The sequence below is a fragment of the Afipia sp. MLSD5-FHT05B12 genome, from assembly GCF_058793355.1.
In genome coordinates this window covers 58,283-83,335 of record NZ_JBXAFS010000009.1, presented here as the reverse complement: position 1 = coordinate 83,335, position 25,053 = coordinate 58,283, and the positions used below count along the sequence as shown (strand labels likewise).

The 25,053-nt window shown below is 61.6% G+C and carries 28 protein-coding genes; 12 read left to right on the top strand and 16 right to left on the bottom strand.

Going from position 1 to position 25,053, the window contains the following annotated elements:
- From AC1Q6J_RS13775 to ykgO, 6 genes are all read right to left on the bottom strand, one after another.
- Entirely contained in the window at positions 1-1,476 is a 1,476-nt protein-coding gene (locus AC1Q6J_RS13775; RefSeq protein ID WP_492279844.1) for a DUF1254 domain-containing protein, read from the bottom strand.
- A gap of 440 nt (positions 1,477-1,916) precedes the next feature.
- A complete protein-coding gene (locus tag AC1Q6J_RS13770) occupies positions 1,917-2,318 on the bottom strand; it encodes a phasin family protein (protein WP_492279843.1) in 402 nt (133 codons plus the stop codon).
- Between the two features lie 164 nt (positions 2,319-2,482).
- The gene (locus AC1Q6J_RS13765) at positions 2,483-2,866 is read right to left on the bottom strand and encodes a hypothetical protein (protein WP_492279842.1); all 384 of its coding nucleotides are present in this window, start codon (positions 2,864-2,866) and stop codon (positions 2,483-2,485) included.
- 176 nt (positions 2,867-3,042) lie between these two features.
- Positions 3,043-4,011 carry an alpha/beta fold hydrolase gene (locus tag AC1Q6J_RS13760; protein ID WP_492279841.1) on the bottom strand — a complete coding sequence of 323 codons (969 nt, stop codon included), beginning with the start codon at positions 4,009-4,011 and terminating at the stop codon, positions 3,043-3,045.
- 101 nt (positions 4,012-4,112) lie between these two features.
- Complete coding sequence (locus AC1Q6J_RS13755) at positions 4,113-4,769, bottom strand: tetratricopeptide repeat protein (protein WP_492279840.1); 657 nt, start codon at positions 4,767-4,769, stop codon at positions 4,113-4,115.
- Positions 4,770-4,904: 135 nt separating this feature from the next.
- Positions 4,905-5,030: a type B 50S ribosomal protein L36 gene (ykgO, locus tag AC1Q6J_RS13750; protein WP_002713372.1), complete on the bottom strand. Its 126-nt coding sequence runs from the start codon at positions 5,028-5,030 to the stop codon at positions 4,905-4,907.
- Between the two features lie 338 nt (positions 5,031-5,368).
- Here ykgO and AC1Q6J_RS13745 point away from each other — a divergent pair, with 338 nt between their 5' ends.
- A complete protein-coding gene (locus tag AC1Q6J_RS13745) occupies positions 5,369-6,400 on the top strand; it encodes an acyl-CoA desaturase (protein ID WP_492279839.1) in 1,032 nt (343 codons plus the stop codon).
- Between the two features lie 253 nt (positions 6,401-6,653).
- On the opposite strand, the gene AC1Q6J_RS13740 is transcribed toward AC1Q6J_RS13745, so the two are convergent.
- From AC1Q6J_RS13740 to AC1Q6J_RS13720, 5 genes are all read right to left on the bottom strand, one after another.
- On the bottom strand, positions 6,654-7,619 hold the full coding sequence (locus AC1Q6J_RS13740) for a tripartite tricarboxylate transporter substrate binding protein (protein WP_492279838.1): 966 nt from the start codon (positions 7,617-7,619) through the stop codon (positions 6,654-6,656).
- 63 nt (positions 7,620-7,682) lie between these two features.
- A complete protein-coding gene (locus AC1Q6J_RS13735; RefSeq protein ID WP_492279837.1) occupies positions 7,683-8,666 on the bottom strand; it encodes a Bug family tripartite tricarboxylate transporter substrate binding protein in 984 nt (327 codons plus the stop codon).
- A 38-nt stretch (positions 8,667-8,704) separates the two neighbouring features.
- The gene (locus AC1Q6J_RS13730) at positions 8,705-9,943 is read right to left on the bottom strand and encodes an FAD-dependent monooxygenase (protein ID WP_492279836.1); all 1,239 of its coding nucleotides are present in this window, start codon (positions 9,941-9,943) and stop codon (positions 8,705-8,707) included.
- A 16-nt stretch (positions 9,944-9,959) separates the two neighbouring features.
- The gene (locus tag AC1Q6J_RS13725; protein ID WP_492279835.1) at positions 9,960-10,409 is read right to left on the bottom strand and encodes a MaoC family dehydratase; all 450 of its coding nucleotides are present in this window, start codon (positions 10,407-10,409) and stop codon (positions 9,960-9,962) included.
- 21 nt (positions 10,410-10,430) lie between these two features.
- Entirely contained in the window at positions 10,431-10,907 is a 477-nt protein-coding gene (locus AC1Q6J_RS13720; RefSeq protein WP_492279834.1) for a MaoC family dehydratase, read from the bottom strand.
- Positions 10,908-11,012: 105 nt separating this feature from the next.
- On the opposite strand from AC1Q6J_RS13720, the gene AC1Q6J_RS13715 reads away from it, so the two are divergent.
- From AC1Q6J_RS13715 to AC1Q6J_RS13705, 3 genes are all read left to right on the top strand, one after another.
- Positions 11,013-11,783, top strand: coding sequence for an IclR family transcriptional regulator domain-containing protein (locus AC1Q6J_RS13715; RefSeq protein WP_492279833.1), 771 nt, complete (start codon positions 11,013-11,015; stop codon positions 11,781-11,783).
- A 95-nt stretch (positions 11,784-11,878) separates the two neighbouring features.
- Complete coding sequence (locus tag AC1Q6J_RS13710) at positions 11,879-12,748, top strand: amidohydrolase family protein (RefSeq protein WP_492279832.1); 870 nt, start codon at positions 11,879-11,881, stop codon at positions 12,746-12,748.
- Positions 12,749-12,801: 53 nt separating this feature from the next.
- Positions 12,802-13,284 (top strand): YbaK/EbsC family protein, encoded by a 483-nt coding sequence (locus AC1Q6J_RS13705; protein WP_492279831.1) that lies wholly within the window; start codon positions 12,802-12,804, stop codon positions 13,282-13,284.
- A gap of 7 nt (positions 13,285-13,291) precedes the next feature.
- Here AC1Q6J_RS13705 and AC1Q6J_RS13700 read toward each other — a convergent pair whose 3' ends face one another.
- Both AC1Q6J_RS13700 and AC1Q6J_RS13695 read right to left on the bottom strand, forming a co-directional pair.
- Positions 13,292-14,290 carry a tripartite tricarboxylate transporter substrate binding protein gene (locus AC1Q6J_RS13700; RefSeq protein WP_492279830.1) on the bottom strand — a complete coding sequence of 333 codons (999 nt, stop codon included), beginning with the start codon at positions 14,288-14,290 and terminating at the stop codon, positions 13,292-13,294.
- Positions 14,291-14,366: 76 nt separating this feature from the next.
- Positions 14,367-15,251 carry a LysR substrate-binding domain-containing protein gene (locus tag AC1Q6J_RS13695; RefSeq protein WP_492279829.1) on the bottom strand — a complete coding sequence of 295 codons (885 nt, stop codon included), beginning with the start codon at positions 15,249-15,251 and terminating at the stop codon, positions 14,367-14,369.
- Between the two features lie 317 nt (positions 15,252-15,568).
- Here AC1Q6J_RS13695 and AC1Q6J_RS13690 point away from each other — a divergent pair, with 317 nt between their 5' ends.
- From AC1Q6J_RS13690 to AC1Q6J_RS13675, 4 genes are all read left to right on the top strand, one after another.
- Entirely contained in the window at positions 15,569-15,889 is a 321-nt protein-coding gene (locus AC1Q6J_RS13690) for a DUF485 domain-containing protein (protein WP_492279828.1), read from the top strand.
- 198 nt (positions 15,890-16,087) lie between these two features.
- Positions 16,088-17,407 (top strand): solute symporter family protein, encoded by a 1,320-nt coding sequence (locus AC1Q6J_RS13685; RefSeq protein ID WP_492279827.1) that lies wholly within the window; start codon positions 16,088-16,090, stop codon positions 17,405-17,407.
- Between the two features lie 75 nt (positions 17,408-17,482).
- Positions 17,483-18,226 carry a haloacid dehalogenase type II gene (locus tag AC1Q6J_RS13680; RefSeq protein WP_492279826.1) on the top strand — a complete coding sequence of 248 codons (744 nt, stop codon included), beginning with the start codon at positions 17,483-17,485 and terminating at the stop codon, positions 18,224-18,226.
- Positions 18,227-18,358: 132 nt separating this feature from the next.
- Positions 18,359-18,682 (top strand): hypothetical protein, encoded by a 324-nt coding sequence (locus tag AC1Q6J_RS13675; protein ID WP_492279825.1) that lies wholly within the window; start codon positions 18,359-18,361, stop codon positions 18,680-18,682.
- A 70-nt stretch (positions 18,683-18,752) separates the two neighbouring features.
- On the opposite strand, the gene AC1Q6J_RS13670 is transcribed toward AC1Q6J_RS13675, so the two are convergent.
- Positions 18,753-20,330: a gamma-glutamyltransferase family protein gene (locus tag AC1Q6J_RS13670; protein ID WP_492279824.1), complete on the bottom strand. Its 1,578-nt coding sequence runs from the start codon at positions 20,328-20,330 to the stop codon at positions 18,753-18,755.
- A gap of 83 nt (positions 20,331-20,413) precedes the next feature.
- Positions 20,414-21,328, bottom strand: coding sequence for a LysR family transcriptional regulator (locus AC1Q6J_RS13665; RefSeq protein ID WP_492279823.1), 915 nt, complete (start codon positions 21,326-21,328; stop codon positions 20,414-20,416).
- Between the two features lie 166 nt (positions 21,329-21,494).
- Here AC1Q6J_RS13665 and AC1Q6J_RS13660 point away from each other — a divergent pair, with 166 nt between their 5' ends.
- The 4 genes from AC1Q6J_RS13660 (at position 21,495) to AC1Q6J_RS13645 (ending at position 24,677) form a co-directional block, all read left to right on the top strand.
- On the top strand, positions 21,495-22,193 hold the full coding sequence (locus AC1Q6J_RS13660; RefSeq protein ID WP_492279822.1) for a pirin family protein: 699 nt from the start codon (positions 21,495-21,497) through the stop codon (positions 22,191-22,193).
- A 158-nt stretch (positions 22,194-22,351) separates the two neighbouring features.
- Complete coding sequence (gene wrbA, locus AC1Q6J_RS13655) at positions 22,352-22,951, top strand: NAD(P)H:quinone oxidoreductase (protein ID WP_492279821.1); 600 nt, start codon at positions 22,352-22,354, stop codon at positions 22,949-22,951.
- Positions 22,952-23,107: 156 nt separating this feature from the next.
- Positions 23,108-23,932 (top strand): alpha/beta fold hydrolase, encoded by an 825-nt coding sequence (locus AC1Q6J_RS13650; protein ID WP_492279820.1) that lies wholly within the window; start codon positions 23,108-23,110, stop codon positions 23,930-23,932.
- A 262-nt stretch (positions 23,933-24,194) separates the two neighbouring features.
- Positions 24,195-24,677 (top strand): tetratricopeptide repeat protein, encoded by a 483-nt coding sequence (locus AC1Q6J_RS13645; protein WP_492279819.1) that lies wholly within the window; start codon positions 24,195-24,197, stop codon positions 24,675-24,677.
- An 84-nt stretch (positions 24,678-24,761) separates the two neighbouring features.
- On the opposite strand, the gene AC1Q6J_RS13640 is transcribed toward AC1Q6J_RS13645, so the two are convergent.
- Entirely contained in the window at positions 24,762-24,959 is a 198-nt protein-coding gene (locus AC1Q6J_RS13640) for a DUF3606 domain-containing protein (protein ID WP_492279818.1), read from the bottom strand.
- Between the last annotated feature and the right edge of the window lie 94 nt (positions 24,960-25,053).

Below are 25,053 nucleotides of genomic sequence, written 5' to 3'. Positions count from 1 at the left end.
CTACTTCGCTGACTGGCCCACCGTTTCCTGAACCCGCATTACCGGCGGAGGATTCCATTTCCCGGTCAGCGCGTCGGATTGAGGGCCATAGAGACGCATCGTCAGATTGAACGGACCCTTCGGCGCAGGGAGCCAGTTCGTCTCCTTGTCGGCTCCCGGACTCTCATTCTGGAAATACAGCGTCAGCGAGCCGTCGGCATTGGTCTTGAACGGCATCCAGCTGCTGACCGCAAAGCGATTGAGACTGTTGGCGACCTGGAAGCCGTCGGGATCGTAAAGCGTGACAGACCAGAACGCGCTCACCGGCGGCATGCTGCTCTTGTCGAAATTGATCGTATACCCGTGGGCTCCGTCCAGCGGTTTGCCGGTGTCGTCCGCAAGATTGAGCGGATAAATCGCATCCTCAGGAAGGTTCGCGCCGAGGCCCATCTGCGCGACCAAAGCACGCTTGAGATAGTAGTCGCCGTACACTCCCATGGTGTCGGTGTTCATCGACCAGCCGTTCACAACACGGGCCAAGGTCGGGACTTTCCATGCCATCAGTTTTTGCGCAGCTTCGGGCGCGGCCTCGATTGCTTTCTTCACGGCAGGACCGGCTCGCGAAAGATCAAAAGTCTTGCCGGGCTCGATGCCGATCCGCTTCATCTGCGCGATGATCGGCTGGTCGGTGATATGAGGCGGATTGATCTTGAGAATCTCGGATGCGTAGGCGAAGTACTTCCCGCCTGCCATCGTATCGACCTGAGTCTTGGGCGGTGTCTTCATGTCGATCGACGGATCGATCTTCACATCAACCGCTCTTGCCGGCTTTCCCCATTCCGACAACGGTGTGATCTTGTAGCCCGCCTGAATCTTGTGGACCGCGGCATAGTCCGGCGGACCATCTGTCTTGGTGCGCCCGATGATCCAGACTTGCGGCGTCGGCGCGTGGATGACCTGGGTTTCCTTCGGAAGCTTTAACTCCTCGACGAACCGGCCCCGCAGGTCGGGCCGCCAGTTGGGCGGAACGATCAGGAAATTTCCCGCCTGCGTTCCTGTGGTGCGCGATCCGGGAGATGCGAAAACGTCGGACCACATGTCGAGCATCGGTAAAAGATAGAATCGTCCACCTGTGTCCGGCACGGAGACAACGACAGGCTCCTTCGTCATATCCAGATAGCCGCTCGAATACAGCGTATCGAAATTCGGACGGACGACGGACTTCATGTCGGCAGACGGAAACTCCGGGATGTTCGCGAAGGTGTTCATCGGGCCACCGATTCCCTTGCCGGGTTCCATGTTCGTCAGTTGCTTGCGCGTTACATCCATCGTCACCAGCGGATAAAGGTAGACGTAGGCATCGGTGGCGACAGCAAGAGCTTCCTGCTCGGAAAGCTGAGCCGTTTGCGCCGCTGCGAATGGAGCCTGCTGTGTCCCTGCCGCCAACCCGGCGAGCAATATCAATCCGAAACGAATCCTCTTAACGGGAGTAAGCATCACACATCTCCGTTGCTTGATTTGGTTTCCCTGATTGCCTGCAAAACAAAAGGGGCGGGGCTCGCGCGCCGCTCCCGGGTTCGATCATCACAAGCGCGGCAGCTTTGCAAACAAGGCGCGCAACGCGGTCGCGTTTAATAGAATTAGCCGATCAATTGCATCGAAGTGGACGACGTGGGTGAAATCCGGAAATGCCGGGCAACGTCATCGATGCGGAGACTACTCTTGCGCCTGAACCGAGGCAATCGAACGCCGCGCCGATAAGTCAGACAGGATGACCGTTCCGAACCGGGACCTGCGGACATGCTTCACCCTCGCCCGCCGCGATGCAAACGACGGCGATGGGCCAGGCCACACTGCAAACTGCTGGCGAAATGATCCCCTTCATGCCCGACACATCGCCGGGCATGACAGTCACGGCGTCCGGTGCGACGCCCGGCTCAGGCGGCCTTGTCGGTGTGAATGACCGTATCGCGGATTTCCCGCGCCGTGCGGCTCACATCCTCGACGGTCCCCTGAGTCAGCTTCATCATGCGCTGGGCTTCCTCACCGTACTGGGTGAACGCCGTCTGCCAGAACTGTGCGTAGACCTGCTGGAGATCCTGCAACGAGCGGCAATCGTGGACCGAGCGGAAGAACTGGGCGTCCTCGCGGAGCCTCATGCCGACAAACTCGGACCATTCCTTGCCGACGGTTTGCATGTTGGTGCTGATCTGCGCGTTGAACTTCGCGATTTCGCTCAACATGGTTCCGTTCATTTCGCTGACACGCGCGAGATCGGGAAACGGAATCGTTTCAGCGACCTTGTTGAAAACATTGTCATTGTTCGATGGGGTTGTCATGTCCGACCTTCATTCTGCTGGAGCGAGAAAAGGACGCGTATAACAACGACACTCCATCATCGATCGATGGCAGCAGTATGATGTTCAGCACATCGTGAATGAAAAAAATCGCGCGCGCCGATGCACATGCATGTTGCGCGTGCGAGCCAAATCCAACAAGCGCTCTACCCGACGGCCGCGTGCTGCTCGCTCCGCATCACCAGCCAGCCGAACAACACCATATCGCCAAGCAGGACAAACGATCCGATGCCTGCGAAAGGCTCACCGGCCTTGTTGCCCGCGTGCAGCATGGCAACACCGACGGTCAGCGAAATCGTACCGATGATCCAGATCCAGACCTGAGCCAGCGCGAGGCGCGAAATTTCCAGCGCCGGATAAAGGCGATAGAAAATCCCGAAGAGAAACAACGATACCCACCCCAACAGGTTGAGGTGAGCGTGCGCTGGCATGGAGGAGTGGTCCTGCGACATCGCCATCACGATGCCCCAGGACATGCCGGCGAGAGCCGCGATGATGGCAGCAAAAAAACTCAAAGACGAAGCTTTCACAGAAATCTCCAATCAGAATCAAAATTGAGAAATGCGGCACGCGCCGCTGCGAAAGACGCCGAACTAGCAATGGCGGGAACAAAAAGCAACGCGCGGGGGGCCGTCACCGCCGAAATTACTTGCAGTTATGCGGCAATTCGCCAGTCGGCGCGTCAGCGGCGAACGGTCCGAGGAAATCAGTCGGACTTGCGCGCGGTGGCCGAAAGAACCTGGGCCTTGGCTGCGATCGCCTCGATCTCCGCAACAATCAGATCTGTTGCATAAACCTGCGGCATGTGACCGCCGTTCGGCAACACCACGAGTTTCGTCTGCGGCACGGCGGCTGCGAACGGCCGCGAATGAATGTCGGTCGAAACCGTCTTGTCGGCGTCGCCGGTAACAATCGTGACCGGAACCCTTATCGACGGATAGTTCGGCGACTGCCCGGCCATTTCCGCCTTCAGCGTCGTGAGGTCGCGGGCATTGTCGAGAAAAACCTGCGGCCGCAACACCATCCGCACAGCGGTGGCATCGACATAGCCGTCCGGCATCGCCTGCGGCGCGAAAACGTGACGTGTTCCCGGATCGACCAGAAACAGCCCCAGCGGCAGTGTGATGGTATAGGCGAGCAGCGGCCCGATCACCGGAATGGCCGCGATCTTGTTGAAATTGCCGACTCCGCCCGGCCACGGATATGCCACCGGCGACAGCATCATGATGGCCGCGACCCGCTTGGGATATTGTAACGCCATTGCCGGCATCAGCGACCCGGCCCAGGAATGACCGACGATGATCGCCTGATCGATGCCGAGTTTGCCCAGCGCCTCGTCGATCATCCGGGCCTGGATCGCAGGTGTCGAATCCCCGGCATGTTCGCGCGTGCTCCAGCCGTGGCCGGGCCGATCGATCAGGAGGACGCGGTGATGCTTCGCCAGCCTGTCGCCGAGCGGCTTGCGCATGGTTTGCAGGCTCGAACTCGCGCCGTGAACGAGGACGATCGGCAGGCCGGGCGCGTAAGTCGGGCCGAGTTCCACGACATGCAGCCGCGCGCCTTTGACATCCACAAACTTCCCCTGCGGCGGATAGGCGCGTTCAAGCGCAAAAACGCCCGCCTGCGTAACCAGCGCCAGCATCGCCAGCGTGACCACGGCAGCCAAAACAATCATGGAAAGAATCCGGGAAATTTTCTGCACGACGGGAATACGGACGGCCGGTGAAAAGGTTTCGCGTCACCGGCCGGCATGCCGGTTGGAACAATCGTGGCGGATTAAATATCCCGGCCCTCAACCTTCTCGGACAGGGTCTTCACGAGATCCGGGACACGTTCAAGGTACGGGTTGATGGCAAGCGCCTTGCGGAATGCGTCCAGCGCATGCTTTTCGTCGCCGGTCTCCTGCATGATCATGCCGAGACCCGCCAGGGCGCCAAAATGGCGCGGCTCGCGAATCAACACCTGCCGGATATCTTCCATCGAGCGGCTGTAGTCGTTCTGAAGGTAATAGATCGTCGCGCGCCGGTTCCACGCTTCGATATAATCGGGGCGCAACTTGATCACCGCATCGAGCAGTTTCAGCGCGACATCGGTATTCTTGCTGTCCAGCGCGAGCTTGGCCCGTGCCATCAGCAGCGCCGCCGTATCGCTCGGGGTCGCGGTCCACACCGCCCAGATGCGGGCTTCGACGGCCTTGGCGCTCTGCTGATCCGGCGCGGCCTTCAATGCACCGAACAGAAAATCGAGATTTTTGGCCTTGTCGCCAATCACACGCGGGAGCTTGGCGGGCGGCTGCGGCAGTTTTTTCTGCTTGCCGGGCGGTGTGAGCTGCGGAGCCTGTGCCGCGGCGGGCGTCGCGGCGAATGCCACGAGCGTCAGAGCGACAATCGCGAGTTTCAGGACAGCCGTGGTCCATTCCGTCTTGGATGTCATGACGGAAAGTCTAAACGCGGAAAGCGCCGCGTGCAAAGCGCAAGCGGCGTCAAACGGCTGTGATGTGAAGGAAGACCTGGCTAGACCTGCCAGCCGCTGACGGCTGGACGCATCATCGGACAATCGGGCGGCGAATCAGCCCTGGCGGGCCTTGAAGCGGCGCTGAACCTTGTTGATGACGTAAACCCGGCCCTTGCGGCGGACCAGACGGTTGTTGCGGTTACGGCCGCGCAGGGACTTCAGCGAATTACGGACCTTCATGGGACAATGCTCTCTGGAAGGCCGCGTTGCAGGCCGAGTATGAAACCGTTGGTTGATGGGCATATCCCGCAGGCAGGGCCGCGCGGGACAGGGCGGTTTCTATGCCATCGGAGGCACAAATGTCAATCCGATCAGGCAAATTCAGCCCGCTGCAACCGGGTCAAATTGCCCCGAAAGGAGCCAGTTTCCGGACTTTCCGCCGCCCAAATGTCCCTCTAATCACTCTAATCAGACATTCGAGCCGTCCGTGGCCGCCGTTCTTCATCTTTGGCGGCGCATGCGTTAAACACGGCCCTAGCCCCACCCGGAAGGCAATTTTGGACCCGTTGACCGCTGAAATGACTGACAATCGTCCGGCGGCCGCGAAAGCCGTCTCCTTGACCGGCACCCCGGAGCCCGGATTATCCGGCCGCCTGCCGCTGCCCGCAGGGGTCAATCTGAACCGCATCGAATGGGGGTCGGCGCTCCCCATCCTGTTCTACCATCTGGTGGCGCTGCTCGCCTTCATCCCCTGGTATTTCAGCTGGACCGGCGTGATCGTCGCCGTGATCGTTGCCCGCCTGAGCGGGCTGCTCGGCATCAATATCGGCTATCATCGTCTGCTCACCCATCGCGGCTTTCGCTGTCCGAAATGGTTCGAGCATGTGCTCGTAGTCATCGCCATTTGTTGTGTGGAGGATACGCCGGCTCGCTGGGTCGCTGTGCATCGCCGGCATCATCAGTATGCCGACGAGCAGCCCGATCCGCACAGCCCGCTGGTGAACTTCCTCTGGGGCCATATCGGCTGGCTGATCATCAAGAATCCTGAACTCAATCGCCTCGGGATCTACGACCGCTACGCCAAGGACATCCTGCGCGATCCGTTCTACGTCGCGCTCGAGCGCAACTGGCTTCAGCTCAAGATCATTCTGATCCAGTGGCTCGTGTTTTTCGGCGCCGGCTTTCTCGCCGAACTCGCGATGGGCGGCACGGCAATGCAGGCCGTGCAGTTCGGGTTGAGCATTCTGGTCTGGGGCGTGTTCGTGCGCACCGTGTTCGTCTGGCATCAGACCTGGGCGGTGAATTCCGTCACCCACCTCTGGGGCTACCGCAATTACCAGACCGACGAAGACAGCCGGAACAACGTCTTCGTCGGCCTCCTCGCGCACGGCGAAGGCTGGCACAACAACCACCATGCCGATCCGCGTTCGGCACGTCACGGTCACAAGTGGTGGGAGTTCGACACCACCTGGCTGACCATTCGCCTGTTCGAAAAACTCGGACTTGCGACAGACATCGTCCGGCCGAGCCCCCATGTGATGGCCAGGTCGGGGGCAACGACGGGCCAGACCATCACGACGCATGGTCCCGACGGCACCCCAACCCACTAGTGTCCTGAATCCGAAGTTCGCTTCATTTCGCAGCACCTTCCGGAGCGGACTTCGGATTCAAAAGGACACTAGAAACTATAGATTCCAGTGTGGTTTTGGTTCGCAAGTCCGCAAAGGAACGTGCTGCAGAAATGATGCGGACTTGCGAACCACCACACTAGGCGCGGCAAGCCTCGCGCTCTTTCTCCAGCCCGTCAAAAAGCCCGCCCCGGACAATCCCGGAGCGGGCTTTCTGCGATCCTGAAGCCGGCTGTTACTGCTGCGGCACGTTGGCGGTCTTCACGACACCCGCCCACTTGTCCATCTCGGCATCCACGAACCTGGTGAAGTCCGGGCCGACGCGCTTGCCGGGCTCGACGCCCTGTCCCGCGAACTTCTCGCGCGTCGCGGGCGCTGCGAGAATCTCCTTCATCGCCGCGACCAGTTTGGTGTAAGCGGCGTTGCCGTTGGCGGCTGGCATATAGAGGCCGAACCACGCGGTCGCCTCGAAGCCCTTCACGCCCGCTTCATCGAGAGTCGGCACGTTGGGCAGCGACGCGGCGCGCTCCTTGCTCGTCACCGCCAGCACGCGAATGGTTCCGCCGGAGGCCGCGGGCAAAACCGTCGGCAGCGTGTCGAACATGATCGGAATATGTCCGCCGATCAGATCGTTCATCGCAGGCGCCGCGCCCTTGTAGGGCACATGCACGATGTCGATGCCGGCCATCTGCTTGAAGAGTTCGCCCGACAGGTGATTGGCGCCGCCGATGCCAGCGGAGCCGAACGAATACTTGCCGGGATCCTTCCTGGCCATTGCGATCAGTTCGCCGACATTCTTGGCGGGGAAGGATGCCGTGACAACGAGCGCATTCGGTGCGCTCGCCACCAGAGCGACCGGAGAGAATTCCTTGCGCGGGTCGAACGGCAGTTGCTTGTAGAGGCTCGGATTGATGACGTGATGCGTGGCGGTCAGCAGCAGCACGCTGCCATCGTTGGGCGATTTTGCCACGACTTCAGAGCCGATGATTCCGGAGGCGCCGGCGCGGTTCTCGACGATGGTCGTGACGCCGAGCTTCTCGCCAAGATACTGCGCGACGAAGCGCGCAAGAATGTCGGTGGTGCCGCCGGCCGGGAACGGCACGATGATCTTCACGTTGTTGACGGGAAATTGCTCGCTGGCGCTGACGGCCGAGGTGGCCAGCAGGAACACGGAGCAGATCGCGGCAAAGAGTGATTTCATGATTTCAACCTGACTTGAGTTTGTATGGCGAGCATGGTCTTCGCCGGCGGGATCGATCCAGCCTCAGGGCTGACGCAGCAGTTTGGCGCGCTCAACCAGCGAGCGTTCGGAGAGATAGAATTCGCCAGCCCACTGCTGGTATTGGCCGGGCGGCTTCTGCCACTGGGTCTGACCCAGCGTCACCAGCAGCTTCTTGTATTCGTCGCTGTCGGCGGCGGCCTTGAAGGCCTTGTACAACCTGTCGACGACGGCGGGCGGCATTCCCTTCGGTCCGACGAGGCCATATGGCGCGGGATAAACGAGATCGTAGCCGAGGCTCTTGGCTGTCGGCACGCCGGGCAGTGACGCCACCGGCTGCGGATCGAACGACAGCAGCACGCGCATCTTGCCCGACTCGACGTAAGGCAAAATGGTGCCGATGGCATCGACGGTCGCCATGGTGTGGCCGCCGAGAATGGCCGTCACGGCTTCACTGCTGCCTTTGTAGCCGACATGGGTGATCTTCACGCCCGCCATGCCGGCTAGCGCCTCGGCCAGAAGATGCATGGTGGTGCCGGCGCCCGCGGTTGCCACGGTGAGAACGTCGGGATTCTTTTTGGCATAAGCGACAAAATCGGCTGGCGTCTTGAGCGGCGAGTCGGCATTGACGGCCAGCACGAAGGTGTAGCCGCCGAGACCCGCGATCCAGGTGAAATCCTTGATCGGGTCCCAGTCGACCTTCTGCATGTAAGGGTAACGCAGCAATCCGGCGGTCGCCGCCGCGATGGTGTAGCCATCGGGCGCTTCCGTTTTCGCCATCGTCGATGGTGCGAGCGTTGCACCTGCGCCGGGCCTGTTTTCGACAATGATCGGCTGGCCGAGATCCTTGGCGGCGAGTTCACCGAGCTTGCGGAATGTGGTGTCGGTCGCACCGCCTGCGGCAAAGCCTACAAGCAGCTTGATCGGCCGGGTCGGATAAGCATCCTGAGCAACAGTGACCTGCGATGTTACGGCGATCAAACCAGCCGCGAGAAGTCCGGACCGCATTGCATCCAAATACCAGCGCATCTTCGTCTCCCTCTTAATTTCCGGATTGTTTCCGGCTTCTATTGCGAAGCGTTCGAGACGCTCCATGATTTCCGGGTGTTCAAGGCATCGACATCGAAACCCGCAAGCTGCTTGTAGCGGCGTTCGACATCCTGAAGTTCGGTCGCTGCGTCACCGTGAGCGCCGTTGCGCGCCAGCGCGCTGACCCGCGCCATCACGTCACCTGCCTGCCGCCGATTTGCGAGTTGTACTTCGCTTGCGACCGGACGGCGCTGCGCGTCATATGCGCGCAATGCGTCCTCAACACTCGCGCCGGTCGCCAGTTCGTAGGCCAGCACCCGCGCATCGAGGATCGCCTGCGACGCGCCGTTGGAGCCGAACGGATACATCGCATGCGCGGCATCGCCCAGCAGCGCGCAGCGTCCGAACACCCAGCGCGGCAGCGGATTGATGTCCGCCATCGGGTATTCGTAGGATTCCGATGATGACGACACCAGCTGATGCACGTCCAGCCAGTCGAAGCGGTAATCCCTCACGAATTCGGCGATGACGCTGGTCGAAACCGGAAGATTCCAGTTGCCGAGTTCGGTCTCGGCGCAAGTGGTATCCTTCGGACGGACCAGCAGCCAGTTGATAACGCCATCGGCGATCGGATAGACCACCACCCGCTGGGTTTCATCGCCGATGATCACCATCGAACGCCCAGAGAGAAACGGCCCGGCCCTGGTGACGCCGCGATACATCACCCAGCCGTTGGACGCGAGCGGCGTCACCGCGCCGTACAGACTGTCGCGCGACGGCGAACGAATCCCGTCGGCGCAGATCGCAACGCCGGCCGTATAGGATACCGGACGGTCTTCGATCAGATCGGTCGCTGCAATGACCGCTTTGTTGCCGGCGGTATTGATGCCCGTCACGCGCTGCGCGACGCGGATCGCCGACGACCCCAGACGTTCGCGCACGGCATCGACAAGAAGCCGTTGCAGCGTGCCGCGATGAATGGAGTATTGCGGCCAGCGATAGCCGGCATCGAGCCCGCGCGGCTCAGCCCAGATCAACTGTCCCCTTGGATCGTAGTAGGCCAGTTCCTTGGTCGGCACGCCGACTTTCTCGAGCGTATCGCCGAGGCCCAGTTCGCTCAATTCGCGGACGGCGTGCGGCGGCAGGTTGATGCCGACGCCGACGTCGCGGATTTCACGCGCGGCTTCGAGCAGGAGAATGTCGCCCTGGCCGGCGGCGTGCAAGGACAACGCCGCCGTCAGTCCGCCAACTCCCGCGCCTATGATCGCGATCGGCATCGCGCCTCAACTCCGCTCAGGCTGCCGCTGCCGCGACGGGGAACTCCACCATCGCTTCGCCGACTGCGACCTTTTCGCCGTTCTGGTTCTTCACCAGCACATCGATCAGCACGAAGCGCGAGTTCTTGGTGGTCTGCTTGGCCTTGATGATGCCCGCCGGCTGGATGGTATCGCCCGGCTTCACCGGCTTGACCCAGCGCGTTTCGAGGCGGCGATGGATGGCGCCCGCAGGATAGGCCCAGTCGGTCAGCATCCGGGTGATCAGCCCGAAGTTGTTCATGCCGTGCATGATGATGCCGCCGAAATTGGTCTTGCCGAAATCGCCCTTCATGTAGTTGTCGTCGAGATGCAGCGGGTTGTAGTCGAGCGATGCATCACAGAACAGGCGAATGGATTCGCGCGAGACCGGGAACTTCGGGCCGTCGATGCTGTCGCCGACCGAGAGGGTTTCGAATATCGTCGTCATGTTTGAACTCCTCGCGTTCGCTTACATCGGCCGGATGGTCTGGCCACGGCCGGAACAGATCACGTCGCCGTGCTGATTGAAGAAGACGTTGTCGTGGACCACGAACAGCCGCTCGCGCTTGATGAACTTGTCGAGCGCGCGGGCCTGCAGCGTGATGGTGTCGCCGGGCCGCGCGGGCTTGTTGTAGCTCCAGGACTGTCCGGCGTTCACGGTGCCCGGCGAACGCATCCAGTCGTCTGCCTCGGTGCAGGCGAACATCAGCAGGATGTGGATCGATGGCGGCGCAATGATCCCGCCCCAGGGCGTGGTCTTCGCATAAGCCTCATCGAGATAGAGCGGGTTGGTTTCGCCGACAGCCTTGCAAAGGAGCGCGATGGCTTCCCTGGTCAGCAGGTAGGGAATCGTCTTGCGCGGTTCGCCTGGAACGATCTCGTCCCAGACCTTTCGCAAATTTTCGTCCTTCCAGAAGTCGGTCTCGAAAGCTTGTGCTTGCGCCATGGCAGTCTCTCATCTATGTTCATCAGGCGAACTTTATAGTCACCACACGAACACTATGGTCCGGCTTTCCGAACGTGACAAGCCCGATCTTGCGAGGATTTCAGAATGCCCAAGGAGAGTGACGGTTTCGTCCGCGCCATCGCGAGAGGATTTTCCGTGGTCGAGGCGCTGGGACGGCCGCCCGGACGGCACACGCTGTCGGAGACCGCGGCGTTCGCGGGACTGACGCGCGCAACCGCGCGGCGCATGCTCGCAACGCTGGTCGCGCTGAAATACTGCCAGGCCGACGGCCGTTACTTCAGCCTGCGTCCGCGCGCGCTTGGCCTCGGATTGTCCTATCTCAACGCGCTTCCTTATTGGGGCTACGCCCAGCGCGCGCTTGAAGACCTTCGCAATGACATCGGCGAATCCTGCGCGCTGGCCGTGCTCGACGAAACCGAGATCGTTTACGCCCTGCGTCTGCCGGCGCGGCGCATCCTCTCCGCCAATCTTGGAATCGGCAGCCGCCTGCCCGCGCATGTGGTGTCGCTGGGCCGCGTGCTGCTCGCGGCGCTGCCGCCGGATGAGCGTCAGCAATATCTCGCCACCGCCGAACTCAGGCAGATCGCACCGCGCACCGTCACGAATCCGGCCCAGCTCGGCGAGGAACTCGCGCGCGTGGAAGCGCAAGGCTACGCCTGGATCGACGGGGAACTCGACCCCGCGATCTGCGGCATCGCGGTGCCTGTGCGCGACCAGGCCGGCCACGTCGTCGCTGCCGTGAGCATCAACACCATTTCGGGCACCGTGACCGAGGCTGAGGCCAAGAAGAAGTTCCTGGTGGCGCTCAAACGCACCGCGCAGGATATCCGGACCCAGACCACCGCGAACGGGTGAGACTTCGCGCTTTGCACCCGGCCGGAAATTGATTATGATTTATAATCAATTTCCGCAGCGGGCTGACGCGCCTGCCAATACGCCGGAGTGTATGCATGCTGAATCCGGACGACCTGATCGCCATCGACATTCATACCCACGCCGAGGAGCCATGTGGCACCCACGGCGACGACGGCTACGACGATTTTCAGGCCGCGATGTCGGAGTATTTCAAGTCGCCGCACAAGCATCCGCCGACCGTGCCGGAGACCGCGGCCTACTATCGCGCCAAGAAAATCGGCGCCGTGATTTTTCCTGTCGATGCCGAACGCGAGACCGGCTTCCGCCGCTACAACAACTACGAGATGGCGGAACTGGCGGCGCAGAATTCCGACGTGCTGATTCCGTTCGCGAGCATCGATCCCGCCAAGGGCAAGCTCGGCGCGCGCGAGGCGCGAAAACTCGTCGCCGACTACGGCATCAAGGGATTCAAGTTTCATCCCACCATGCAGGGCTTTTATCCGAACGACCGGATGGCCTACCCGCTTTACGAGGCGATTGCGGAAGCCGGATCGATCGCGCTGTTCCACACCGGCCAGACCGGCGTCGGTTCCGGCATGCGCGGCGGCAACGGGATGCGGCTGAAATATTCCAACCCAATGTACATCGACGACGTCGCGGTGGATTTCCCCGACATGAAGATCATCCTCGCGCATCCATCCTTCCCCTGGCAGGAGGAAGCGCTGTCGGTCGCGACCCACAAACCGAACGTCTATATCGACCTCTCCGGCTGGTCGCCAAAATATTTCCCGCCGATCCTGGTGCGCTACGTCAACACCATTTTGCAGGACAAGATGCTGTTCGGATCGGACTGGCCGGTGATCACGCCCGACCGCTGGATGGCGGATTTCGAGAAGCTCGATATTCGCGACGAAGTGCGGCCCAAGGTGTTGAAGGCCAATGCGCGCAAACTGCTGGGCATCTGAGGCCTGACCGTGCATAAGGCTGCGTCAAACAGCACTTCTGGAATCGGACAAGCATGACTGTTGAATCCGTTCGCGCCTTCTTCGCGAAAAACGCACCTGACATTTCCGTCATTGAGTCCGACAGGAGTTCCGCCACCGTGGCGCTGGCCGCAGAAGCCTTTGGCGTAACTCCCGCGGAGATCGCCAAGACATTATCGTTGCGCGTGGGTGACCGCGTGCTGCTGGTGGTGACCTGCGGTACCGCCCGGCTCGACAACAAGAAGGCGCGTGCCGTGTTCGGCGGCAAGCCGCGCATGCTCAATGCCGAAGAAGCGCTGGAGGCCACCGGCCATCCGGTCGGCGGCATCTGCCCGTTCGGGCTGAAGACGCCGCTGCCGGTCTATTGCGACATTTCACTGAAGGCTTTCAGCGAGGTCGTGCCCGCTGCCGGCTCGATCAACAGCGCGGTGCGCATTTCGCCCGCGCACATGGCCAAACTGACAGGCGCCGAATGGGTCGACGTCAGCGAGATACGCGAACAGAGCGAAGTAGCGTGAGCAAGCGCTATTCCACCTTGCCGATCTTCTTCACCGCCGCGATCAGCCGCGCGCTGTCTGCCTCCACGAACTTCGCGAACTCCGGCGCATCCAGGTAGGCGACGGGACTGCCCGCGGTCTCGAAGGTCTTCACAACTTCCGGCGCGCGCACCGCTTCGCCCATCGCCTGACGCAGCTTTGTCATGATCGGCGCGGGCAACGCCGTCTGCGCGAACAAGCCCGCCCAGATGTAGAATTCGACATCCTTGTAGCCGAGTTCTTGAAACGTCGGCACATCCGGGAAACTTGGGACGCGCTTCGCTCCCCAGCCGGCGAGCACGCGCATCTTGCCGTCATCGACCTGCGCGCGAAGTGTGCCGGGCGCCGACGCCATCGCCTGCACCGTGCCGGTCAGCAACCCGGTCAGTGCAGGACCTGCGCCGCGAAACGGCACATGCAGCAGCTTGATCCCGGCGCTCGCCGCGAACATTTCCATGGCGATGTGCAGCGTGCCGTAGGGTCCCGACGAGCCATAAGGAATCTGGCCCGGCCTTGCCTTCGCATCCTCAACGAAATCCTTGACCGTCTTCCACGGCGCGGACGCAGGGACCGCCAGCATGGTCGGATCGGCCAGCACGCGCGCCACCGGCGCGAACTGCGACATCTCATAGGCCACCGGGCGGTCGAACAGCCGGTCGGCTTCCGGCAGCACCGCCAGCGACGACAGCGTCATCAGCAGCGTGTAGCCGTCAGGCTCGGCGCGCGCCGCCGCGGCATTGCCGACCGAACCGCCGCCGCCACCGGCGCGGTTGTCAACGATCACGGGTTTCCCCAGAATGCGCTCCAGCGCCAGCGCGATGGGGCGCGCCGCGAGATCCGCCTGCCCTCCGGCCGGAAACGGCACGATCATGGTGATGTTGCGCGCCGGCCATGCCGCCTGCGCATTGGCGTTGCCGGACAGCGTGTGCAATGCAACCTGCGACAGCGGCATAACCGCGGCCGCTTTCAGAAGCTCGCGCCGATTCATGGTGTCTCTCCCCAAAAGATTTTTTCTTTTTGACGTAGGGAGTTTCCGAAGCTTCGTCTTGATTTGCAAGCGAATGCTAGTTGAGGGAGGCCGATGTCGCCGTCGATCCGGAATTGGCGAGGCTGTCGGCAAGATAGGTTGCAAGCTCGCTGACAACGCGCGCGTTGGTCCGCCGCCCCTGCGAGTAGACTAGCTCGACGGTCGGCAGTTCCGGCAACCGCGAGCGATGACTGATGACGCGCAGCGGCGGTGCGACCAAAGCGCGCGCCAGAACGGTCACGCCCATCCCTTCCATGGCCGCTGATCTGAGACATTCGAAACTCGGGCTGACGAAACTCAGGTGCCACGGGCGCTTCTGCTCCTGAAGGGCCGCAATCGCGTGACGACGATAGGCGCAGCCCTCGGGAAAAACGATCAGCGGCACCGATTCCTGTGACGCAGGCTGGAAATTCGCAGCACTCACCCAGACGAGCTGTTCACGCAGCGTGACCGTGCCGTGCTTCGCGCCGGTATCCTGCTTGAAAAAGGCAAGATCGAAATCGCCGCGGGCGCTGCGTTTGAGCAGGTTCTCAGACTGGTTCGCCTCAACCTCCAGCCCGACCATCGGATGGAGCGTCTTGAATCCCGTCAGCCAGGTCGTGAAGTCACGCCCGAAAAAATCGAGCGGCACGCCCAGGCGCACAAAGCCCGTCAGCACATCGTCCGACATCGAGGCATAGGCCTCGTCGTTCAACTGCAGGATGCGCCGCGCATATTGAAGCAGCTTGCAGCCCTCCGACGTCAGTTCGATCACCCGGCCCTTGCGCCGCTCCAGCAGGCTCTTGCCGACCTGCTGTTCGAGCTTGTTGATCTGCTGGCTGACGGTCGATTGCGACCGTCCGACATGATCGGCGGCACGCGAAAAACTCATGTTGTCCGCGACCAGCAGGAACGTGCGCAGGCAGTCGATGTCGAAATTCATCTTGCTCCCCGGTATCGGCAAATACGATTTATGCCATCGCTTTAATTCATTTTGTCACTTAACGGCCCGGCGGTAAAGACGCAGAAGCAGGCTCTCGCAACCGTGAAGCCTGCCCAACCCGCGACAAAGCGGGAGCAAGATATTCGGAGGAAGCGGGCTCAAGCGATGCGACACCCTCGCATCCGGCGGCATCGCCTCGATCAGACTTTGACGAATGTTGGACGGCCGCGGATGGCGATCGCAACAGCGCGTTCGCGATGGCGGATGCATGTCCCAACGGATGCGAAGAAAACGGCGAATCAACCGGAGAGATGGTGATGACACGCGACACAGGAACGCTGGAGGCCGCGCACGCCTCGATCAGGGCGCTGATCGCAGAAAAACTGAAATACCTCGTGCCAATGACGATCATCTTCATGGTCGGTTATATCGGCTTGACGATACTCGCCGGCTTCGCCAAGAGCTTCATGGGCCTCAAGGTGATCGGAGCCTTCAACCTCGGGTTCTTTCTGATTGCGCTCAACTACGTGCTCTCGTGGGGTCTCGCGATCGTCTATGTGCGCGTCGCCAACAACGTCTTCGACCCGCTGGCCGCGCGGGCCGCCGCTGAAATCACAGCAGCGGGAGCCTCGCGATGAGCACGACCCTTTCGATTTTCATTGTCATTCTCCTCATTACGCTGGGCATCACCTATTGGGCTGCGCGGCGCACCAAAACAACGAGCGAATTTTACGCCGCCGACAGTCAACTGACTGCGGCGGAGAACGGCTTCGCGCTGGCGGGCGACTGGTGCAGCGCTGCCGCCTTTCTCGGCTTCACGGGCTTGACCGCGCTCTATGGCATGGACGGCGCGTTACGCGCTCGGCCCGCTGGTCGCATTCTGCACGGTCCTGTTTGTGATTGCCGAACCGCTGCGCAACACCGGCAAATACACGCTCGGCGACGTGATCCGCAGCCGCATGCATACCCGCACGTCGCTGCTGGCAACCATCGCCGGAACAGTCGTTGTCAATTTTGCCTATCTGATGCCGCAGATGGCGGGTGCCGGCGTGCTTGTCAAACTTCTGACCGGCGTTCCCTACGACTGGGCAGTGATCTTCGTCGGCGTCGCGATGATCGTATATGTCGGCTTCGGCGGCATGCTCGCGACCACCTGGGTGCAGATCGTCAAGGCCGTGCTGATGCTTGCGGCCGGAGCCATTATTCTGGTGATGATCCTGGCGCTGGTGAAGGGCAATCCCTTCACGCTTTTCGACGACGCCGAAGCGAAGTACGGCGCGAAATATCTGCTGCCCGGCAACTATCTGAAGAACCCGTTCGATCAGATATCGCTCGGTCTCGGCTATGTGCTCGGTCTCGCAGGACTCCCCCACGTCATGACGCGGTTTTATACGGTGCCTGATGCCAAAACGGCCCGGCGTTCGGTGGTGTGGGTGATGTTCCTTGCAGGATCGTTTTTCGCCGGGACCACGCTGTTCGGCCTCGCGGCTTCGATCTTTGTCGGACAGGATGCCATCAAGGCGGCAGGCGGTGGCGGCAACCTGACATTGCCGCTGCTGGCTCAGTATCTCGGCGGCGGCAAGGGCACCTTCGGCGGCGACCTGATGCTCGGTTTCGTCGCGGCGGTCGCGGTCGCAACCATACTTGCCGTCGTCTCTGCGTTGACGTTGTCAACCTCGGGCGCCATCGCGCACGACTTCTATGCCAACTGGCTCATGAAGGATAAGGCCGATCCGAAACGCGAAGTTGTTATCGCCCGTTGGGCTGCCATCGCCATCGGCGTGCTGGCGATCGCTCTCGGAATTCTGGCGCAGGGTGTCAACGTCGCGGTGCTGGTTATTCTGGCGATCTGCGTCGCCGCCAGCGCCAATTTTCCGGTGCTGATCCTGTCGCTGTTCTGGCGGCGCTTCAACACCGGCGGCGTGGTCGGCGGCATGAGCGTCGGCCTGATTTCGTCGGTGGTGCTGGCCATGATCGGCCCCGCGATGCGCGGCGCCGACGCCCTGTGGCCGCTGGTCAATCCGACCGTTGTATCCTTACCACTTGGTTTTCTTGGCGCATATCTGGGAACCATCCTCTATGGACGGGATCTCGAAAACGAAAAGCGCTTTGACGACTTCTCGCTTCAGGTACACACCGGCATTTCCAGGAAATAAGCGAACGTGCTGCCGCCTCGCATGGCTGCGGCACACGACCACAATAATCTCCCGCAAGAGAACGGACATGTCACGATGACAATCAAGGCTGTTGTATTCGATGCTTATGGCACGCTCTATGACGTACAGTCGGTCGCTACCGTCACCGGCGAGGCGTTTCCCGGCTACGGCGAACTCATCACCCAGATCTGGCGCATGAAGCAGCTCGAATACACCTGGCTTCGCTCGCTGATGGGACGTTACGAGGATTTCTCGGTTATCACACGGCAATCGCTGACGTTCACCCTCAAGGCGATCGGCCTGACGTTCGACGAAGAAGCCTTCGAGCGCATCATGGAGAAGTACGTCCATCTCGATCTTTATCCGGATGCGAAAGCGGCGCTTGCGGCGATGAAAGACCGCAAGCTCGCAATCCTGTCGAACGGCAGCACCGGCATGCTGAATGCGCTGGTGCGCAATACCGGCCTCGACACGGTTCTCGACGCCACCATCAGCATCGACACGACCAGAATCTTCAAGCCGTCACCGCGCACATATGAGCTGATCGAATCGGCTCTCGGCGTGAAGCCGAATGAGGTGCTGTTCGTTTCCTCCAATCCGTTCGACGCCTGCGGCGCCAAGGCCTTCGGCCTGAATGTGGCATGGATCGAACGCGTGACCCCGGAGGCGATGGCTGCCGAATTCATGAAGGCCGACCTCGTGCGGCCGCTGTCGATGTTCAAGGCGATCCGCATGCAGATGGACGAATTCGGCTGGGAACCGGACCATCGCATAGGTGCGCTGGCGGATTTGCCGAAGCTGCTCGCCGCACGTTCCTGATCGCGGGCAAGCCGCGGTGTTGCAGAATTGATTCGCCCGAGCGGACTTTGCAGTTCAGACATGCGGCCGGGGATCGAAACGCCTTCGATCTGGCACGATTGATGCTTCGCTTCACCTCAAGGAGGTGATGTGATGCGATCAGTCATTTTCTTGTTTCTGACAGTGGGACTGCTGGTAACCCGCGTCTGCTTCGCGCACGACGCGGACGGACGTCCGAACTGGATCGCCGAAGGTTCCTACCGAGGTTCCGATGGCGTTCATTGTTGCGGGCCGAGCGATTGCGAGCAGCTGAGTTCCGAAGAGGTTCAGGTCCGGCCCGACGGAATCTGGCTCACGCGATTCAAGGAGCTGGTTCCGTTCGAGCAGGCGACGCCGAGCGAAGACGGCAAGACATGGCGATGCCACAACCTCTCCGGCGAGAGGCGGTGCTTCTTCATGAAGTACGGAAATACATAGTCACAGGCGAGCGACCTCGCCTGTCGGTTGATGTGCCACCGGACGCGCGGCGTGCGTCCGGCCCGAGTGCTCAAATGCCGAGCGCGACGCCATCCTTGCGATGGTCGGTGGCGCCGAGCAAAACGCCGCGTTCGTGATCGATCCAGATCGCCTGACAACCGCCAATGGCGGCGTCGGCCCATTTCACATCGTGGCCGCGCGCCGCAAGCTCAGCGCCGATTTCCTTGCCAAATGTCGGTTCCAGCGACAGCACGCCTTCGAACGCGAACGAGCGCGGCGCTTCCGACGCGGCCTGTATGTCCATGCCGAGATCGAACACATTGGAGAGAAAATTGCCGTGACCGGTCGCCTGATAATGGCCGCCCATCACGCCGAACGGCATCATGCAGCGCCCGTTCTTCATCACCATGCCGGGAATGATGGTATGCATCGGCCGCTTGTTCGGTCCAAGCGCATTGGGATGACCCGGCTGGAGCCGGAAACCCCAGCCGCGATTGTGCAGCAGCACGCCGGACTTCGGCGCATAGATCCCGCTGCCGAACGGCTGGAACAGCGAATTGATGAACGACACTGCATTCAGATCGCGGTCCACCACCGTGACATAAACCGTGTCCTTGTGTTCGATGTCGTCCCAGTCGACGGCCGCGCTGGCGCGGGTCATGTCGATCTTGCTGCGGATCGCGCCAATATACGTATCCGAGAGGAAGTGCGCCGCATCGACCTTGCCATGCGCGGGATCGCAGAAGAATGCATCGCGCGCGCGATACGCCGCCTTGCTCGCCTCCGCCAGCAGATGCAAGCGGTCGACTTCCGGCATCGATTTGATGTCGTAGCCCGCCAGCATGCGCAGGATCATCAGCGCCGCCAGCCCCTGCCCGTTCGGCGGACATTCGATGACGTCATGGTCGCGATAGCTCGCCGAAATCGGTGTGACATCTTCCGGCGCGTTCGCGGCGAAATCTTCCACGGTGTGTACACCGCCGAGACCCTGCAACACGCTGACCAGTTCTTCCGCCACTTCGCCTTCATAGAAGGCCGCGCGGCCTTCGCGCGCGATGCGGCGCAATGTCTTGCCGAGTGCGGGCTGGCTGCGCCGGTCGCCGATCGCAGGCGCGATGCCGCCCGGAAGATAATGCGCCGCCGCCGCCGGATTGCTTTCGAGTTTCGCGCGATTGCGCGACCAGTCCGATGCTACGCGCGGCGTGATGCGGAAACCGTTCTCGGCGGCATCGATCGCGGGCTTGAAGATTTCCTCCAGCGATTTGCTGCCATGCTTGGCGGCGAGCTTGCACCAGGCATCGATCGCGCCCGGAACAGTGACGCCCTCGATCGAGGTCGGCGTGAGAGCCTTCACACCCTTCGCCATTGTCCTTGCGAGATCGGTCTTCGCGGGCGTGCGCCCAGAGCCGTTCAGCGCGACCGGCGCACCGGCTTTGGGCGAATACAGCACAAAACAATCGCCGCCGATGCCGGTCATCTGCGGTTCGACCACGCCCTGCAAGGCAACCGCCGCGATGGCGGCATCCATCGCATTGCCGCCGGCTTTGAGAATGTCGAGTGCCGCGAGAGTTGCCCGCGGGTGCGAGGTCGCGGCCATGCCGCGTTCCCCCACTGCGATGGAGCGGGACGGCGAGATGAAATTGCGCATTCAGGGAAACCTTCGAGGATGGAGGTGAAGATTACGCGGACTTGCCGCGCCGATCCACCCCTCGCCGGGAATGTGATGCATGACTATCTCGCAGCGCGTTTGGCGCGGCCGAGCTTTTTGGCGAGAAAATCCGCCAGCACTTCGACCCGCGCGGGGCGCGGCCCGCCCGGCGGCATCACCAGATGCACCGCACCCTCGGGCTGCTTCCAGTCCCTAAGGATCACTTCGAGTTTACCGGACGCGACGGCGTCGCCGACGATGAAATCCGGCAGATCCGCGATGCCAAGCCCCGCCAGCAGCGCCGGCATGGTGGCTTCGCCGTTGTTGACACGCAGTTGCCCCGATGGCCGCACCGTCGCCTGTTCGCCCGCCGCGTTGACATAGTGCCACACGCCCGGCGTCGAGAGATACGCGTAACCGAAGCATTTGTGCTGGGCGAGATGCATCGGATGCGTCGGCCGGCCGTATTTCTTGAGGTAAGACGGCGCCGCAACCGTATAGCGCCGCATGCCGCACAGCCGTCGCGCAACGAGTGACGAATCCGGCAGGCGTGCGATGCGAACACCGGCGTCGAAGCCCTCGCCGATCAGATCGACCGTCGCGTCGCTCAGATGCAGGTCGATGGAAACCTCGGGATAAGCGGCCAGAAACTCCGGCAGCATCGGGCTGATCACCCTCACACCGAACGTCATCGGCACCGCGAGGCGTACCAGGCCGCGCGGCACGGACGATTGCGCCAGCGCTTCGCTCTCCGCCGCCTCGCCGTCCATCAGAAGCTGTGTCGCGCGTTCGGACAGCTTCTGACCGGCATCGGTGAGCGCCAGTTGCCGCGAGGTGCGATTGAACAGCCGCGCGCCGAGCCGTTCCTCGAGCCGGCTGACGGCCTTGGAGACGGTCGCCTTCGACAGGGCCAATTCGGTCGCGGCCCCGGCAAATGACCGCATTTCCACGACTTTTGCGAAAATCGCCAGCGCCTCGAAGTCCGGGAGCCTGGACATGGTGGCCGTTCTCCATGGGTCAAATATAGAAACAATGAGTTTCAATAGTTTCTATTTATGCACCATCCGCGAATGCTTATCCATAGCCCATCGAATGGCAACGCGAACGAGGCAAGGGCCTGAGGCCATGCACCGGCGCAAAATTGCTCAAGAAGAGGAATATCTCATGATCGAACTTCGACCCTTCAATAAGCTCGGCAGTGCCGACCACGGTTGGCTCAAGGCGAAGCATCACTTCTCGTTCGGCAGCTACCATAACCCCGCCAATGTGAGCCACGGCAGCCTGCGCGTCTGGAACGACGACGAGATTGCTCCGAACACCGGCTTTCCAGCGCATCCTCATGCCAACATGGAAATCATCACCTTCGTCCGCGAAGGCGCGATCACCCATCAGGACTCGCTCGGCAACAAGGGCCGCACCGAGGCCGGCGACGTGCAGGTGATGAGCGCGGGCTCGGGTATCCGTCACGCCGAATACAATCTTGAGCCGGTGACGACCAAGATCTTCCAGATCTGGATCGTACCGACGCAGGACGGCGGACAGCCGACATGGGGCGCGAAGCCGTTTCCGAAGGCCGACCGCTCCGGCAAGTTCGTCACCATCGCCAGCGGCTTTGAGAACGACAACGACGCGCTGCCGATCCGCGCCGACGCGCGGGTACTCGCCACCACGCTGAAGGCCGGCGAGAGCGCCGAATACGCGATCGGCGAGAAGCGTTACGGCTATCTCGTGCCGGCGACTGGCAGTGTCGAGGTGAACGGCGTGCGCGCCAATGCCCGCGACGGCGTCGCCGTTCAGAAAGAAGCAACGGTGAAGATCACCGCACTGGAAGACACCGAACTCGTGCTGGTGGATGCGGCGTAAGCCGCATCCATTCCCCCCGATTGTCATGCGCGGGCGCGACCCGCGCATCCATCCTCTTCAGAAGAGTCTTGCGAAGGAGATGGATTGCCGGGTCAAGCCCGGCAATGACGATTCCCGTCGATCGAAAATCATACCTCAACATCACAAGGAGACTGACAATGGCCAATGTTCTTGTTCTTTATTATTCGGCTTACGGACACATCGAAGCGATGGCGAATGCCGTCGCCGAAGGTGCCCGCGAAGCCGGCGCCACCGTCGACATCAAGCGCGTGCCCGAACTCGTTCCGCCTGATGTCGCCAAGGCCTCGTACTACAAGGTCGATCAGGCGGCGCCGATTGCCAGGATCGAGGATCTTGCGAATTACGACGCGATCATCGTCGGCACCGGCACCCGCTTCGGCCGCATCACCTCGCAGATGGCCAACTTCCTCGATCAGGCCGGCGGCCTGTGGGCGAAGGGCGCACTGCACGGCAAGGTCGGCGGCGCGTTCTCCTCATCCGCCACACAGCACGGCGGCCAGGAGACCACGCTGTTCTCGGTCATCACCAACCTGCTGCACTTCGGCATGGTGGTGGTCGGCCTGAACTACGGCTTCGCCGGGCAGATGGGCGTCAAGGAAGTGACCGGCGGCTCGCCCTACGGCGCGACCACCATCACCGACGGAGACGGCAGCCGTCAGCCGAGTCAGAACGAACTCGACGGCGCGCGCTATCAGGGCCGCACCATCGCGGAAACCGCGAAGAAGCTTCACGGCTAACGATAAAGGCGGCGCTGGCGACAGCGCCGCTACTTCCATTCGTACTGAGCTTCGAAGACGCTTGCGACTAATGGTGGTCGCGCAATTGCCACGGGAACCGACTAGGATTCGCGCGCCGGGTTTATTCGGTCGTTTGAGGCAAGAGGAGCAAGCACCATGCCGACGATTAAAGTCAAAGACGGCACCGAGATTTTTTACAAGGACTGGGGCTCGGGACAGCCAATCGTTTTCAGCCACGGCTGGCCGCTTTCGGCAGACGACTGGGACACGCAGATGCTGTTCTTCCTGAGCAAGGGCTTCCGGGTCATTGCTCATGACCGCCGCGGTCACGGCCGCTCGACCCAGACCGCCGACGGCCACGACATGGATCATTATGCCGACGATCTGGCTGCGCTGACCGCGCATCTCGACCTGAAGAACGCGGTGCATGTCGGCCACTCGACCGGCGGCGGTGAGGTTGTGCATTACATCGCCCGCCATGGCGAAAGCCGGGTTGCGAAAGCGGCCATCATCGCCGCCGTTCCACCGCTGATGGTGCAGACGCCAGCCAATCCGGGCGGCCTGCCGAAAGATGTGTTCGACGGACTGCAAGCACAGGTCGCGGCCAATCGCGCCCAGTTCTATCGCGACCTGCCGGCCGGACCGTTCTACGGTTATAACCGTCCCGGCGCGAAGCCATCGGAAGGCATCATCCAGAACTGGTGGCGCCAGGGCATGATGGGCGGCGCAAAGGCGCACTACGACGGTATCGTCGCCTTCTCACAGACGGATTTCACCGAAGACCTGAAGAAGATCAATGTGCCGGTGCTGGTGATGCATGGCGACGACGACCAGATCGTGCCCTATGCCGATTCAGGGCCGCTGTCTGCCAAGCTGCTGAAGAACGGCATCCTGAAAACCTACAAGGGCTTTCCGCACGGCATGCCCACGACGGAAGCCGAGACAATCAACGCAGACCTCCTGGCGTTCATCAAAGGCTGACAGCAACCCATGACGCGAAAAGGCCCGCTCGGTGAGCGGGCCTTTTCATTTGTTCAGGGATTGCGACGCTTTCGCTGGCCGCCGCGCGCCTTTCGTGTGTGCGCAAATTGAGAATCTTTTCGCATTGCCGCCGGCTCCCCGCCCCTGCAAAATGGAAGGCGTGTCCTCGTTATGCCGCAACGGCATGCGGGATGTGTGCAACTTTGTATTTTTCTGAATTTCATCGGGACGGGGGGTCTTGCAAGTGTTCAGGTTGATCGGATTGACCGCGGCAGTCGTTGCATTCGGCGTGACCGTCGGCGCGCCCGCTGCGGAGGCGGGCAAGTGGGAAGACGGCGTGAAAGCGTTCGCCCGCAAGGAATACGCCGCCGCGGCGAAACTGTTTCGTCCGCTCGCGGAAAAAGGCAATGCTGTCGCGCAGTATCGGATCGCGATGATGCACAAGATGGGCCTCGGCGTTTCGAAGGACCGCAAACAGGCCCAGAAGTGGAGCCGGCTGGCCGCGAAGCAGGGCAATGCGGACGCACAGGTGTTGCTCGGAAGCCTGTACTACACAGGCGAAGGCAAGGAATCCGACGACATCGCAAAGGCGTATATGTGGTACGACATCGCCGCGACGCAGGGAAATGACGAAGCCAGGAAAGAACTCGCGGCCGTGTCCAGTCAGCTCAGTTCACAGCAGGTTGCGGAAGCACGTGCGAAGGCACAGAGGTGTACCTCCTCCGGCTACCAGCAATGCGATTGATCCGGGCAGCCAACGATCCGGTGATGTGAATCGCGAAATCAAGCCCGGCCTCGCGCCGGGCTTTTGCCTGACCTTGCCCGGCGCTTACTTGCCGAGATGCCGGCGCACGGCGGAGACAGAGGGGCCGACCTCCTCGATCGCGGCGGCGAGATCCCGCGGCGAAACATTGAGCCGGGAAGCCCAATAATTCGTAGCGTCGTCATCCGTCGTGTCGATTACAGGTGCGGGACGCGCACCGAGATTCGACGATAGCACGGACGCGACTGTCACAAGGCGGAGCATGCTTCAAAGTATCACGGAACCGACCTGCCCGCACCCGGCCGCGCGTCTCAGCGTTAATGAAACTGAAATTTGCCTTGAGCCCGCATCAGGTTCG